18 protein-coding genes are annotated in these 14,282 nt (G+C 70.7%); 17 read left to right on the forward strand and 1 reads right to left on the reverse strand.

The features are described from left to right. The first annotated feature begins 136 nt into the window (after positions 1-136). Positions 137-427: a hypothetical protein gene (locus tag ABZ318_RS15670; RefSeq protein WP_356903004.1), complete on the forward strand. Its 291-nt coding sequence runs from the start codon at positions 137-139 to the stop codon at positions 425-427. A gap of 113 nt (positions 428-540) precedes the next feature. Further along, positions 541-846 (forward strand): hypothetical protein, encoded by a 306-nt coding sequence (locus ABZ318_RS15675; protein ID WP_356903005.1) that lies wholly within the window; start codon positions 541-543, stop codon positions 844-846. A 26-nt stretch (positions 847-872) separates the two neighbouring features. Here ABZ318_RS15675 and ABZ318_RS15680 read toward each other — a convergent pair whose 3' ends face one another. Then, complete coding sequence (locus ABZ318_RS15680) at positions 873-1,670, reverse strand: hypothetical protein (protein ID WP_356903006.1); 798 nt, start codon at positions 1,668-1,670, stop codon at positions 873-875. Between the two features lie 247 nt (positions 1,671-1,917). Between ABZ318_RS15680 and ABZ318_RS15685 the strand changes: the two genes are divergently transcribed. From ABZ318_RS15685 to ABZ318_RS15755, 15 genes are all read left to right on the forward strand, one after another. After that, the gene (locus ABZ318_RS15685; protein WP_356903007.1) at positions 1,918-2,112 is read left to right on the forward strand and encodes a hypothetical protein; all 195 of its coding nucleotides are present in this window, start codon (positions 1,918-1,920) and stop codon (positions 2,110-2,112) included. Between the two features lie 29 nt (positions 2,113-2,141). After that, positions 2,142-2,570 (forward strand): DUF3592 domain-containing protein, encoded by a 429-nt coding sequence (locus tag ABZ318_RS15690; RefSeq protein WP_356903008.1) that lies wholly within the window; start codon positions 2,142-2,144, stop codon positions 2,568-2,570. Positions 2,571-2,651: 81 nt separating this feature from the next. Then, a complete protein-coding gene (locus tag ABZ318_RS15695; protein WP_356903009.1) occupies positions 2,652-3,428 on the forward strand; it encodes a hypothetical protein in 777 nt (258 codons plus the stop codon). Between the two features lie 30 nt (positions 3,429-3,458). Further along, on the forward strand, positions 3,459-4,661 hold the full coding sequence (locus ABZ318_RS15700) for a phage tail protein (protein WP_356903010.1): 1,203 nt from the start codon (positions 3,459-3,461) through the stop codon (positions 4,659-4,661). Next, positions 4,658-5,914, forward strand: a complete 1,257-nt coding sequence (locus ABZ318_RS15705; RefSeq protein WP_356903011.1) for a tape-measure protein — start codon at positions 4,658-4,660, stop codon at positions 5,912-5,914. Before ABZ318_RS15700 ends, ABZ318_RS15705 begins: the two co-directional genes overlap by 4 nt. Positions 5,915-5,956: 42 nt before the next feature. Continuing rightward, on the forward strand, positions 5,957-6,880 hold the full coding sequence (locus ABZ318_RS15710) for a phage tail protein (protein ID WP_356903012.1): 924 nt from the start codon (positions 5,957-5,959) through the stop codon (positions 6,878-6,880). Positions 6,881-6,917: 37 nt separating this feature from the next. Next, entirely contained in the window at positions 6,918-8,117 is a 1,200-nt protein-coding gene (locus ABZ318_RS15715; RefSeq protein WP_356903013.1) for a hypothetical protein, read from the forward strand. 39 nt (positions 8,118-8,156) lie between these two features. After that, entirely contained in the window at positions 8,157-9,353 is a 1,197-nt protein-coding gene (locus tag ABZ318_RS15720) for a hypothetical protein (RefSeq protein WP_356903014.1), read from the forward strand. A gap of 28 nt (positions 9,354-9,381) precedes the next feature. Continuing rightward, positions 9,382-10,524, forward strand: a complete 1,143-nt coding sequence (locus ABZ318_RS15725; protein ID WP_356903015.1) for a hypothetical protein — start codon at positions 9,382-9,384, stop codon at positions 10,522-10,524. Positions 10,525-10,535: 11 nt separating this feature from the next. Beyond that, positions 10,536-11,633 (forward strand): hypothetical protein, encoded by a 1,098-nt coding sequence (locus ABZ318_RS15730; protein ID WP_356903016.1) that lies wholly within the window; start codon positions 10,536-10,538, stop codon positions 11,631-11,633. Beyond that, positions 11,633-12,262 carry a hypothetical protein gene (locus ABZ318_RS15735; RefSeq protein WP_356903017.1) on the forward strand — a complete coding sequence of 210 codons (630 nt, stop codon included), beginning with the start codon at positions 11,633-11,635 and terminating at the stop codon, positions 12,260-12,262. Before ABZ318_RS15730 ends, ABZ318_RS15735 begins: the two co-directional genes overlap by 1 nt. Positions 12,263-12,305: 43 nt before the next feature. Further along, positions 12,306-12,776 (forward strand): ATP-binding protein, encoded by a 471-nt coding sequence (locus tag ABZ318_RS15740; protein ID WP_356903018.1) that lies wholly within the window; start codon positions 12,306-12,308, stop codon positions 12,774-12,776. Positions 12,777-12,851: 75 nt separating this feature from the next. After that, positions 12,852-13,763: a peptidoglycan-binding protein gene (locus ABZ318_RS15745; RefSeq protein WP_356903019.1), complete on the forward strand. Its 912-nt coding sequence runs from the start codon at positions 12,852-12,854 to the stop codon at positions 13,761-13,763. Positions 13,764-13,779: 16 nt separating this feature from the next. After that, on the forward strand, positions 13,780-14,013 hold the full coding sequence (locus ABZ318_RS15750) for a hypothetical protein (protein WP_356903020.1): 234 nt from the start codon (positions 13,780-13,782) through the stop codon (positions 14,011-14,013). After that, positions 14,000-14,263 (forward strand): hypothetical protein, encoded by a 264-nt coding sequence (locus ABZ318_RS15755; RefSeq protein WP_356903021.1) that lies wholly within the window; start codon positions 14,000-14,002, stop codon positions 14,261-14,263. Before ABZ318_RS15750 ends, ABZ318_RS15755 begins: the two co-directional genes overlap by 14 nt. The last annotated feature ends 19 nt before the right edge of the window (positions 14,264-14,282 follow it).

Genomic DNA, 14,282 nt, shown 5'->3' on the forward strand with positions numbered 1-14,282 from the left:
GTCGCTAGCTGATCGCTTCAGGATGAGGTGCGCAGGCGGCGCAGGCACATGAGGCTGCAGGCAAGTTCGACGGCGCACCGCCGTCCCGCCCCACCCCTCTCCTCTTCACCCACTCGAACAAGGAGTACGCATCACCATGGCCCGTTTCGACGTCAACGCCGCCCGCGCCCAGCGCCTGGAGGCCCACGGCCGCACCTGGTCCTTCGAGCTGGACGGCGAGGCCTACACGCTTCCCACCGAGCTCTCCCGCAAGACCGCGAAGGCGCTGCGGAAGCTCGACGACAACGACGTGGACGGTCTGCTCGAACTCCTGATGGGTGAGGAGCAGTACGTCCGCTTCGAGGAGCACGACCTCACGATGCAGGACATCGCCGCCATCCTGGAGGCCTACGGCAAGGAGACCGGGCTCGGCCTGGGGGAAGACTGAGCCTCGTCGAGTTCGTCGACGAACACGCCGAGGCCCTCGAAGCGGACCTGCTCCGCTACTACGCCACCGATCTCCTCGACTGGTACCGCGGCGAGCTGTCCAGCCGGCGCCTGGTGGTCCTGGTCAAGAACCTGCCGGCGGACAGCGCGGTGCAGCGCGAGATCCACGGGGAGGCGGCGGAGTGGTCGCTCTCCGACCATCTCCTCGCCGCGGCCGTGGACCATCTGGCCGTCGCCAACTGGATGTTCCAGTGCGTCAACACCGGCGAGGACGACGAGACCCCGGACCCTCCGAAGCCCGTTCCCCGGCCCGGCGCCACGGACGAGGACGGGGAGGAGCAGGGCGAGGACGGAGGGAGCGCGGCCGCCGAGGCGGGCGGAGCTCCGTCCCACCACGCCCTCGCCCGGTTCTTCGGGTGATCCCGCGGCCCCCGGAGCCCCTTCCGTCAGGAAGCGGGCTCCGGGGGCTCTTCCCGTGCTCGCTCCCCGGCGGCCACGTCCTTCTCCAGGGCCCTGGCCCGGTCGGACAGCCGCCGCCCGCCGCTCCCGCGCGTCTCCGGTTCGGCGGCTTCCGACTCGCGCCGGTCGGACGGCGGCCCGACCGGGGCGGGAACGTCGGCGAGCGGCGGGACGATCGGCCGCCCGCCCTTGCCGCGTACGACCTTCCGCACCGGCCGGCTGTTCCGGCGGGCCCGGCTCTCCTGGGCGGTCAGCAGGACGTCGGGCTCCGTGTCGGGTTCGGTCCCGGTACGGTGCTCGGGTTCGGGCTCCGGATGCACGGGGGAGGCGACGGGTCCTGACTGCTCGGGTCTCCGCTCCAACGACTCGCGCTCCCTGCGGACCCGCTCCTCGGCCTCGACGACGGCGGCGGGCGGTTCGAGCAGCCGGGCGAAGGGCAGTGCGATGACCCGGGCGCCTTCCTGTCCGACGTCCGTACGGCGCCGGGGGCGGCTGATCCCCCGCGCGTCACTCTGGCCCTGCGCATAGGCGTCGGCGACGCGCTTCTCGTACTCCCTGCGGATCCTCGGCAGTTCGTCCGACACGGCTTCGGCCCAGCCGGCGGTGAACGCGGCCGTCTCCCGGCGGTCGACCTCGGCCCTGGGGACCACGACGAGTTCCTCGGGAGCGTGCCCGGAGACGTGGACGAGTTCCGAGAGGTACGCGAAGAGGTGGGGCAGATCGGGATGGGAGGCGAGCCAGTCGACGGCGCGCTCCCGGCCGTTGGCTCCGGGCTCCGTGTCCATGCGTCAGTACTGCCTTCCAGCCCCCTGGGATCCCCGCGCGCCCCTCGCGCCCCTCGCTTCCCCGGAGTGGTCGGATCCAGGAAACGCCCTCCAGGTTACCTGGTCGAACACAGGCGCCCTCCAGTCACCAACTCGTTCGAAAAACAGGCCAGAAGACACCTCGTCACCCGTTTCGGGCTCGACAAACATCGAACTTCCATTCGACAATGCCTCGCACATACGTTCGAACACCGGAGGGTGGATCACCATGCCGTCTCAGACCGGGGGAAACCACGCGGGGCGCACGCTCCACGACCGCCTCGACACGTTGCTCCAAGACCCCGGTCCCCTCGACAAGCGCGCACTCCTCGCCACCCTCGACGCCGAGGTCGCGGCTCGCGAGATCCACGCGTACAAGGCGGGCTGGAACGACGCCCTCGCCGAACTCCACCGCCGTTCCTGAGGACTTGACCTCGTGGATACGTTTTCCCCATGACTGGCAGGACGGCTCTGATCGTCTTCTTCATCCTGGTGTTCGGCTGGGTCTTCGTAGCCGCCTTGTACGAGATCTGGCGCAGGCTCCTGTTGCGCATCCGCGGCCGGCGCGTTCTGGCCGAGATCGTGCGGTTCGAGACGCACGAGGACACCGAGGGCGTCCCGCACCACCACCCGGTCGTCTCCTTCACCCTGCAGGACGGCACCCGGGCCACGGCCGAGTCCCCGACGGGAACGCCCCACACGCGCGCCGGCTGGACCGGGGACCGGATCGAGATCGTCTACGACCCCCGCAGACCGAAGACCATCGCTGTCCCCTCCCTCGACCCCGGGCACACCGGACTCGGCACCATCGTCGTCATGGTCCTCCTCGCGGCAGCCGCCGCCAAGGCTGTCGTCACGCTCGCGCTCGAGATCGCCTCCTGAGGCGACGGCTTCAGAAACCGACGGAACCGGCCCCTGGGGGCCGGTTTTTTCGTCCCCTCACATGCCCAGGGAAGAGGAGAAATGACGCGAACTCTCGACGCGCTCGACCAGGCGTTCAACGGCCTCGACGGCGAAGTCGACACTCTCCAGGCGCAGATGGGCAGCTTCCCCCCGAAGCCCAGCCCGGAACAGACCGTGTCCGGTCGCCTGGACGCCCTCAAGGGCCAGCTGGGAGGCATCCCCCAGAACCCCGGCGCGGGGCAGACCGTGTCCGATCGCCTCGCCAAGATCGACGCGAAGCTGGTCAGCCTGTCGGACAACATCAAGCTCAACCGCGAGATCTTCCTCGGCTACGCCATCGCCGGCACGGTCATCAAGGTGGACGTCCAGGCCATCAAGTTCGACCTCACCCTTCTCAAGAAGATCGACGAGAAGAACGTCTGGCTCCTGAAGAAGCCCATCGGAAAGCTCCAGAAGGGGTTCACGGCCCTCACCAGCAAGGGAGACGGAAGCGTCTTCCAGTGGACGAAGGAACTGATCAGCAAGAAGGCGGCGGAAGAGCGGGCGGAACGGGAGAAGGAGAAGAAGAGGAAGAAGAGCCACGACGAACGTCTGCAGAAGCACATCAACGACCTTCCGAGGAAGGTCGCCATCAACACCCGCGACATCGACAGGCTCTTCGGCGCGCTCAGGAGCGCCGGCCGCAACGCCCAGGCCGCGCGGGACGACCGGACCGGCCTGCCACGGAACCACGCGGGGGTCGACGCGAAGAAGCCTGCCATCAACCCCGTGGCCAAGGACGTGAAGAACCTCCGGAGCGCAGTCGACGAACTCATCACGTCCCTCGGCTCCCTCTGACGACCACCCCATCTGCGAAGTGAGGGAGACATGTCTCTCGTCAGGTCACTGACATCGAGTTCCAACGCGCTCAAGGGCTTCAAGGACAAGGCGGCGGACGCGGCCCGTGCCACGGACGGCATCCGCCAGAAGGCGAGCGCCGGCGAGAGCGGGCTCCGTTCCCTGCGGACCTCGTCCCAGACGACGGGCGGCCAGCTCAAGAACCTCAAGACCGCCGCCGACCAGGCCGAGCGCTCCATGTCGAAGGCCGGTCAGACCGGTCAGTCGGCCGGCGGCAAGCTCGGAAAGTACGAATCCGGCGCGGGCAAGGCGGCCAAGGGCCAGGACAAGCTCAACAAGTCCATGAAGGGCAACTTCCTCGCCCGGCTGCTCGAACTCTTCATGCCGCTCATCGAGAAGGTCGTCGAGATGGCGACCCGCTCGAAGACCATGCAGACGATCATGAAGAAGGCCTTCAGTGCCATCAAGACCGTGATCAGCTCGGTCATGAAGGCCATCGGCCCGATCATGAAGAAGGCCGGCGCGCTGATCAAGACGGTCTGGAACGGCATCAAGAAGGCCATCTCCACCGTCGTCAAGGCCGTCGCGACCGTCATCAAGACCTACGTGAAGATCTGGAAGACGGTCATCACCACGGTCATGAAGGCGATCAAGACCGTCATCAGTACGGTCTGGAACGGCATCAAGGCCGTCATCACCCCGGTGGTCAACTGGATCAAGACGGCGATCCCGAAGGCGTTCAGCGCCGTCAAGGACAAGATGTCGTCGATCTGGAACGGCCTCAAGGACATCGCGTCCCGGGCGTTCAACGGCATCAAGGACGGCGTGAAGGCCCCCATCAACGCCGTCATCCGCCTGATCAACGGCATGATCGGCAGCCTCAACCGCGTCAAGGTCAGCGTCCCCGGCTGGGTGCCGCTCGTCGGCGGCAAGACCTTCGGCGTCAACCTGCCGACCATCCCGATGCTCGCCACCGGTGGTGTCGTCATGCCCCGCCAAGGCGGTGTCCCCGCCATCCTCGCCGAGGCCGGCGAGGCCGAGGCCGTCCTGCCGCTCTCCAAGCTCGACCGACTCCTCGCCCTCACCGCCCGCCGCGCCCGCATGGCACAGGGCGCCTCGGCCGCCGGCAAGGCCGGCGCCGGACTGCACATCGAGCACTACCACGCCGCCCGGGGCAGTGACCCGCAGTCCACGGCGGACGCCCTGATGTACCTGGCGAAGGCGCGCGGATGAGTGCCGTCGCGGTCTCACCGTTCGCTCCCCTGACGGGCAGCACACCGGCGTTCGCCGCGCTGCGACGGAGCGCCGGGCAGGCGACCGACGCGGTACGACGCGTCAAGGAAGCCGCCCGGAAGGCCGCCGGCGGCGCCGACCGCCTGGGGGCGGCGGCACGGTCGGCGACCACCGCCGTGAGCACGTTCGGGCGGGACGCGTCCTCCGCGAGCACCTCGATGGACAAGCTGCGCGGGCCGCGGGCCGCCGGGGGCGTCAAGTCCTTCGGCTCCAGGGCCGCCGCGGCGAGGACCGCCGCCGGAAAGATCGGCACCGGAGTCGGCGGCATCCTCGCGATCCTCCTGCCGATGCTTCCCATCGCCGACCTCGTCACCGGCCTGATGGACACCTTCGGCAGCGTCATGACCGTCGCCTCGATCGCCATGACCGCCGTCAACGTCGTCATGCGGGCCAACCCGCTCGGCTTCGTCCTCGGCATCATCCTGCCCCTCGCCGGGTACCTCATCGACCTCGCGATGAACTCCGAGACCGGTCAGCGGATCATGAAGCAGGTCTTTGACCAGGCGCTGAAGGGCTTCCAGGCGGTCTGGACGTTCATCCAGCCGTTCATGAAGGCCGTCGGCCAGGCCGTCGGCACCTACGTCAAGGCGTACCTGACCGTCTTCCAGACCGCACTCAAGATCGTCGGATCCGCCGTCGGCGGCATCGCGAGGATCGGCTCCGCCGTCTCCTCCTCGGTCCGGGCACTGCGCGGGATCGCCTCGAACACCCTGGGAGCGGTCAAGAACGCCGTACGCCCGATCACCGACTGGGTCACCGACAAGGTGCCCGGTTTCTTCCGTACCGCCAAGGACGCGGTGACCAGGTCCCTGCGCGGCATCGGCGACCTGGTCAAAGGCGGTCTGAGCACCGTGCTCGGCGTCGTCAAGGGGCCGATCAACGGGCTGATCGCCTTCGCCAACTGGATCATCGACGGCCTCAACAAGCTCAGCTTCAACTTCTTCGGCAAGAAGTTCGGCGTCGACCTCGACAAGATCCCGATGCTCGCCGAGGGCGGTGTCGTCTTCCCCGGTGCCCCCGACGCGCCGCGCATCGACCCGCTCTCCGACCTGGAGCGCCGCCGCGTCCCGGCCCTCACCGAGCCGCCCCGGCCCCCTCACCGCGTCCGGGACTTCCACGAGGACCCCGGCGCCGGCCCCCGGTCGACCGCCGAGGACCTCCTCTTCCTCGCGACCGCGCACGCCTGCTCGTGACGCCCCCGCCGACCTCCCAGCAGAAGTGAGGTGACGGCCCCCATGGCCGAGACCACAACCACATACGCCGGAAACACCCTCACCGCCGACCTCGCGCCCGGCTCACTGATCACCCAGGACGGGCAGATCCAGTGGGCCGGGCTTCTCATCGGGCCCGGTACCCCGTTCAACGTCGACCGGACCGGACTGTCGGGCTGGGAGGACCTGCCCGAGTACGACTCCTCCGACGCCGACCGGCCCACCTCGCACGGCGCCTGGCCGGGCTCCCGGTTCGCCAAGCCCCGCAAGGTCGGCGGCACGATCGTGCTGATGCCGGAGTGGAACCAGGCCGCGGAGGCCGTCCGCGCGCTCCGCCAGGCGCTCGCCCTCCTCGACGAGGAGCGCTGGCTGACCGTCCGGCTGCACGGCGAGCTGCTCACCGTACGCGCCCGGATCGCGCAGCGCGTGGTCCCCGCCGACCAGGGCTTCGCCACCCAGGGCAGCTCCCGCATGTCCGTCCAGTGGCTGGCGGCCGACCCCCGCCGGTACGCCGTCAGCGAGCAGACCGCCGTCACCACCGCCCCGCAGCCCGAGACCGGCCTGAAGTGGCCGCTGACCTGGCCGCTCGACTGGGGGCGGGCCACGTCCACCGGTGACACCGTCGCCGAGAACACGGGCTCCGCCGCCACCCACCCGGTGATCACCTTCCGCGGTCCGTGCTCCATGCCGACCGTCACCGAGCGGGTCAGCATGCGCCGGCTGCGGTACGCGATCGACCTGGCCGCGGGCGACGAGCTCACCGTCGACACCGCCAACGGCACGGTCATGCTCAACAACACCGCGTCCCGTCGCCACACCGCGATGGCCGACTCCAGCCCGGAGGAGCTGTTCCTCCTCGAACCGGGCCGCACGGAGCTGTCGTTCCGCCCCGACGCGGCCACACCCGAAACCCTGATGACGGTCCGCTGGCGCAGCGCCGAGTGGTGACGAACCCCCCTTCCCCTTCCTCGAAGAGAGGTGAACCATGACGGTACGAGCCGCCTGGCTCCAGTCCACCGGCCAGACCCGCGAGGACACCCGACTCGCCCTGGCCGCCCTGCTCACCCCCAGCGGCCAGAGCCCGGAGGAGACCCCGCTGCGCTCCCGGCCCGGCATTCTGCCGGGCGGCTTCGTCCTGAGCGGGACCTCCGCCATGCAGTGCAGCATCGGCACCGGACGCGCGGTCGTCCAGGGCAAGGACACCCGGCAGGGCGCCTACCTGGTCAGCGCCGTCTCCCCGCAGTCGATCACCGTCGACGACGGCGACCCGCAGTACGACCGGATCGACCTGGTCGAACTCGCGGTCATCGACGACGACTACGACAGGACCGGCACCACCGATGCCGTGATCCGCCTCGTCAAGGGCGTGCCCTCGAGCGTCCCGGTCGTCCCGGCGAGCGGTCCGGGCAGCACCGTTCCGCTCTACACGATCAGCGTCCCGAAGGGCACCTCGGCCGGCACCGGCGGCATCTCCTGGACCGGCGGCGCCGTCACCACCCAGCACTGGCCGGTGGTGGCGCTCGGCGGCATCCTGCCCACGAGCGGCTTCAAGGGCGCGTACGCCGGCCAGTACCGCGACGCGAGCGGCATGCTCCAGCGCTGGGACGGCACGACCTGGGTCTCGTACCCCAAGGCGCTCGGCGGCATCGCCCCCGGCTCCCTGGTGTCCACCGGCAGCTACACCGGCCAGTACCGGGACAACTCCGGGATCCTGCAGCGCTGGGACGGCTCGGCCTGGCAGTACGTCGAGGGCCGGACGTCCATCCTGTTCAGCGCCTCGCAGTCGCTGTCGGCGCAGCAGCAGAGCATCCCTCCGGTCACCTGGACCGTCATCAGCCTGCCGGACGCCGACGTCGACGAGGGCGCCGGCTGGAACGGCTCCACCACCTACGTCGTGCCCCGCACCGGCTGGTGGCGGGTCTCCGGGCACGTCGTCTGGGCCAACGACTCGCAGACCGGCATGCGGGGCGCCCGGATCCTCGTCAACGGCGCGGGCGTCAACCGCACGACCTGGCTCACCCCCGCGGGCAACGGTGCCGTCTCCGTCGGCGGCCAGGGCCTGCTCAAGCTCACCGCGGGCAACCAACTCCAGCTGGCCGGCTACCAGAGCCACACCGCGGCGGTGAAGACCCTCGGCGGCTCGGGCTACGCCTGCAGCCTCGCCGCCGAGTGGATCAAGTCCTGACCCCCTGCTCCCCCTCTCACCTCCCCCGATTGGAGAACCATGAACCTGCGCAGCAGCTGGACCGCCGAGACCGGACAGACCCGCGAGGACACCCGTCTGACGCAGACCGGCGCGACCACGCCCCTCAACACCGTCCAGGTCCGCTCCGGCATCCTGCCCGGCTCCTACGACGGCCGGTACCGGCTCTCCGGCCTGTGGATGGACAAGGCCTCGGCCATGACGGCCACCGTCCACGAGGGGCGGGCCGTCATCCAGGGCTCGATCTCCCAGGGCGCCTACCCCGTCACGCTCCCGGCCTCCCAGGAGGTCACCTTCGCGGCGGGCGACGCCCAGTACAGCCGCGTCGACCTGGTCGTCGCCAGGATCTACGACAACCTGTACGACTCGTCGAACCGCAACGAGGCGAAGATCGAGGTCGTCCAGGGCGTCCCGGGGCAGGCCCCGCAGGCCCCGGCGGCTCCGCCGCTCAGCCTGCCCCTGTGGGAGGTGACGGTCCCGGCCGGCGCCAGCGCGGGCAACGGCGGCATCCCGTGGGGCACCGCGCTGAAGGACCTGCGCACCCCGACGGTCTCCCTCGGCGGCATCAACCCGGTCGAGGGCCCGACCCAGCGGGGCACGTACCCGGGTCAGTACCAGGACACGCCGAACGGCGAGCTCCAGCGCTGGGACGGCGGCCAGTGGGTGTCGTACCCGGCGGGCGTCGGCGGCATCGTCCCGGCCAACGTCCCCCTCGAGCAGGGCGGTTACGTCGGACAGTACCGCGACGGAACGAGCGGCCAGTTCCAGCGCTGGAACGGCACGGCGTGGAAGCCGGCCTTCCCGGGGCCGTACTTCAACGGAACCTACGACGAGGGGTGGACGACCTCGACGACGTTCACCACGGCGCTCACGGACACGCTGAGCACCCCCCTCGGCGTCGACTTCGTCGCGCCGCCGTCGGGCGCCGTGCTGATCACGTACGGCGCGCGCATGTACGCCCCGGCACCCACGCCCCCGGCGCTCGCCATGTCGCTCCGGCTCACCCAGGCGGGCACGACGAAGATCGAGGCGGGTGACGAGGGTTCGGTCGTCTACACGGGCGCCACTCCCGCGTCGATGTCGACGGTGACCCGCTTCTACGGCATGGTCCCCGGGCTCACGTACACGGTCACCGCCCTGTTCAAGGTCGGCTCCAACACGAGCCAGATCAAGGGGTACTTCGACAACACCTTCGTCATGGTCCAGCACCACAACTGAGCCGCCGCCGTCCCGACAGGAGTTCCCCATGCCCGTACGCTCCGGCTGGCTGCTGCCCACCGGTCAGACCCGTCAGAACACCCGCGTCACCAGTATCGGCGCCACCACCCCCGTCAATCCCCTGGCCTCCCGCTCCGGCATCCTGCCCGGCACGTACGACGGCAAGTACCGGGTCGGCGGCCTGTGGATGAGCGGCAACGGCCCGATGACGGCGACCGTCTACCACGGCCGGGCCGTCATCCAGGGCGGCACGACCGACGGCGCCTACCCGGTCGCCCTCGACGAGGACGTCACCGTCACCTTCGCCGACGGCGACCCGCTCAACCCGCGCCTCGACCTCGTCGTCCTGCGCGTGTACGACAACGACATCGACGCCTCCGGGAAGTACCAGGCGGCCGTCGAGATCGTCCGGGGCGAGCCGGCGGCCAACCCGGTGGCGCCCAACCCGCCCGCGCTGTCGCTCACCCTGTTCTCCGTCCGCGTGAAGGCCGGGGCCTCCGCCGGGACCGGAGGCGTCGGCTGGAGCGACAGCATCATCACCGACCTGCGCACCACCCTCGTGTCGGCCGGCGGCATCCTGCCCGTCTACAACAACGCGGCGGTCCCCGGCTCCTACCCGGGGCAGTACCAGGACAACGACAACTCGCACTTCCTCCAGCGCTGGGACGGCACCGGCTGGGTCGCGTACCCCAAGGAGCTCGGCGGCATCGCCCCCAACGGGACGCTGTCCACCGGCAGTTACACCGGACAGTTCCGCGAGGCCAACGGCGTCCTGCAGCGCTGGAACGGCACCGCCTGGGTGAACTACCACCCGCCGTACGACATCGAGGTCGTCACCACCGGGGCCGTCGCACTGACCGGCTGGACCCTCTCGTACTTCTCCGGCCGCCGCACCCGCGCCGGCATCGTCATGGCACGCGTCTCCGTCACGCGCACCGGCGGGGACATCACGGCCGGCGCCTCCGGCCGCATCGCCGACCAGCCCCTGGCCACCCTGCCGGCCGGCTGGTCCCCGGCCATGACGTTCGAGACGACGGCCTCGGACATCTACGGCTCCGGCGCCGCCACCATCGCCGCCACCACCGCGCAGGTCACCCTCCGCGACTGGACCCCCAACGCCGTCATCCCCAACGGGCGGACCGTGAACGTCACCGCCACCTACGTCCTGTAAGGAGGCCCGCGATGGCACTCGACACGCCCTACCGGGCGATCTTCTGCGACCTGACCAGCGACCAGACCATCGACATCCTGCCCCTGCGGGACGTCCAGTTCGACGACTACATCGGCAAGGCCGGCTCGCTCTCCGGCACCATCCCGATCCCCGACAAGGCCATCGCGGACCGCGTGAAGAAGGTCCGGGAGGGCCGCACCACGGTCTATCTGGAACGCGACGGCGACCTGTGGTGGGGCGGCATCATCTGGACCACCACCCTGCAGTCCAGCGGCCGCGGGGTGCTGACCCTCTCCATCCAGGCCGCCACCTTCGACTCGTACGCGGCCCGCCGCCGCATCCGCACCAAGATCGAGTACAACAGCCCCACCGACCAGCTGGAGATCGCCCGCGGTCTGTGGAAGGAGCTCACGAAGCAGGACGCCTTCACCGTCGACTTCGGCGAGGAGACCTCCAAGACCAAGCGGACCGCCGCCTGGCGGAACGGCGACGAGACCGTCTACCTGGAGGCGCTGGACCAGCTCGCCGCCCTGAAGGACGGCTTCGAGCACCAGATCATGGTCTACCGGGACCCGGTCAGTGGAAAGCGCATCCGGCAGCTCCGGCTCGGCGCGCCCCAGATCCGTACCGGCGCCACCGACCTGGTCTTCGACCGGCCGGGCACGATCCTGTCGTACTCCTTCCCGTGGGACGCGACCCGCGGCGGCACCACCGCCGTCGCCCGGGGCGCCTCCACCAACAGCAACGCCGCCGCCGAGTCCCGGCCGCTCGTCTCCACCCCGCAGATCGCCAGCGACCTGATCGCCGACGGCTGGCCGCTGATCGACCTGTCCTCGGACCACAACGAGATCAGCGACCAGCTGACCCTCGACGCCCTGGCCGCCGCGGAACTCGACCAGGCCCGCGGCGCCGTCGTGATCCCCGCGATCAGCATCCACCTCGGCGGCGTCGTCCCGCCCGCGCTCCTGGGCCGGGTCGCCCGCATCCGCATCACCGACGAGTGGTACTCCACCGGTCTCGACGCCCGCTACCGCATCATCGGCGTCAAGGTCACCCCGCCCGAGCGCGGCCGCCCGGACACCGCCGAGCTCTACCTTGAGGAGGCCTGATGCCCCAGCTGCCCGAGGACATCGTCGACCGGCTCAACCAGATGGAACGCCGGCTCAAGGCCCTCTCCACCGCCGTCAACACCCGCCCTCCGCTCAACGAGGTCGCCGACGGCCAGCTCACCGTGAAGCGGACCAACGCCGACGGCTCGACGGCCCCCGTCCTCCAGATGGGCGCCAGCACTCCGAGCACCGTCAGGCCGGTCATCCGGATCTTCGACGGCTACAGCCACGAGATCTTCGCCGACGACATCCTGACCGGCGGTCTCGCCCGGCCCTGGCTCCAGCTGCTCCCGCCGATGGACCAGAACCAGGCCCGATGGCCCTCCACCACCAGCACCACCTTCACCAGCATCGCCCAGTCCTTCAACCCCGTCTGGCAGCCGAAGATGCGCCTGACCATGTACACGAAGGCCTCCAGCGGCGCGACCGGCCAGGTGAAGGTCCTCGTCGACGGCGTCCAGTTCGGCCCCGTCGTCACCGCCGGGCAGACCTTCGACCACACCGGGCCGGTCTCCACCGACATCCAGAACAAGTTCGGCAAGCTCATGACCGTCGAGATCCACGCCCTGGCCAGCAGCGGCGGCACGGTCTACGCCCAGCCCGTCCTGATGTACGGCACCCAGACCTGATCAGCCGACCTCGACCGACCCCCGGGCCGGCAAGGAGCACACCATGAACATCGACCCCGCACAGCCCTGGGGCGTGGCCATCGACTACGCGGGCCGCGCCACCGTCACCGAGGACGGCCACGCCCTCGACGTACGCGTCTACGACAACACCTTCGGCGCCACCCCGGAGCCGGACCCGATCACCGGTGAATACCCGCCCGTCTACGTCTCCGCCCAGGTCACCGAGACGGGCGCCGCCGACGCCGTCCTGCGCGGCTCCGGCCTGGTGGTCGTCACCGCGCGGAACGGCGAACCCGTCGTCCCCGACCCGACCGCGGTCCAGCGGGCCGTGGCCGCCGCGCTCGCCGACTTCGGCGGCCGGCGCGACGCCTACGCCACCCTCTGCACGGCCTGGGCACCGCCCGCCCCGGCCCCCGCGCCCGCCCCCGAGCCGACGCCGGAGCCCCCGCTCGCGCCGGAGGTCCCGGAGCAGTTCCGGGGACTGACCCCGGAGCTCCCGGAAACCCCGGCGTAGCCGCCCCGCCCCACCCGTACGCACGCCCGCGCAGCCCTTCCGGCGCGGGCCTTTCTCATGTCCGAAGGACACCAGATGGCCACTCCCCTCACCGCGGACCGGCTCGTCGCCGCGCTCCGCGCCGAAGGCGTCACCGTCGTCGAGCACCCCGGCTGGCGCACCCACAACCGCAACCACGCCGGCGCCTGGGGCCCGGTCACCGGCGTGATCATCCACCACACCGTCTCCGCCGGCACCGCCCACACCGTCGAGATGTGCTTCGACGGATACGAAGGGCTGCCGGGCCCGCTCTGCCACGGCGTCATCGCCAAGGACGGCAGCGTCCACCTCGTCGGCAACGGCCGCGCGAACCACGCCGGCGGCGGCGACCCGTCCGTCCTCCAGGCCGTGATCAGCGAGACGTACGGAGACCGGCCGCCCGCCCCGCGCCGGCACCAGGGCAGCCCCGGCGCCGTCGACGGCAACTCCCGCTTCTACGGCTTCGAGTGCGTCAACCTCGGCAACGGCACCGACCCCTGGCCGCCCGCCCAGCTCGACGCGATCGAACGGGTCTCCGCCGCCCTGTGCCGGGCCCACGGCTGGGGCGCCCGCTCCGTCATCGGCCACAAGGAGTGGTCGGACTGGAAGGACGACCCCCGGGGCTTCGCCATGCCGACGATGCGCGACCGGGTCCAGGCCCGGCTGGACAAGGCCCCCGCCAAGCCCGCCCCCGAGGCCGGCAAGCCGGCCGCCCCCCGCCTCCAGCCCTTCCCGGGCACCTCGTTCTTCCGCAGGGAGACGAGCTCCCCGATCATCACGGCCATGGGCCGCCGCCTCGTCGCCGAGGGCTGCTCCGCGTACACCGTCGGCCCGAGCCCCCGCTGGGGCGAGGCCGACCGGCTCAGCTACGCGAAGTGGCAGCACAAGCTCGGCTTCCGCGGCTCCGACGCCGACGGCATCCCGGGCGCCGCGTCCTGGAACGCGCTGAAGGTCCCGTACACGAAGTGACGCAAGGAGCGCAGTGATGTCCGATGCCGCCAAGCGCACGGCCCGTACCGTCCTCCAGTCCGCCGTCGGCATCGCCGTCGTGCTCCCCGCCGTCGTCGACGCCTCCGGCATCCCCGCGACCCTCCCCTGGGTCGCCGGGGCGCTGGCCGTCGCCGGCGGACTGGCCCGGGTGATGGCCCTCGACCTGGTGCAGAACCTGCTGCCGTCCTGGCTGCGCAGTACCCCGGGCGGTGCCGATGACCGATCCTGATCCGAACGACCCCGTCGCCGTCGCCGTCGAACTGGAGCGGCTCCGCGGCACCCTGGAGGCCGGCTTCGCCCGCGTCGACGGCTCGCTCGCGCTGCTCGTGCAGCGCAGCGACCAGACCGACAAGCAGCTCGCCGACCACGAGGCCCGCCTCGACGACCTGGAGCGGGCCCGCTGGCCGCTGGCCGGCATCGCGGCGCTGACCGCGAGCGCCGGCGTGCTCGTCGCGGTCTGGGAGCTGGCCTCCCGGTGACCCCTCCGTGAAACGCCGA

The organism is Streptomyces sp. NPDC006197 (assembly GCF_040613865.1).
GTDB lineage: Bacteria > Actinomycetota > Actinomycetes > Streptomycetales > Streptomycetaceae > Streptomyces.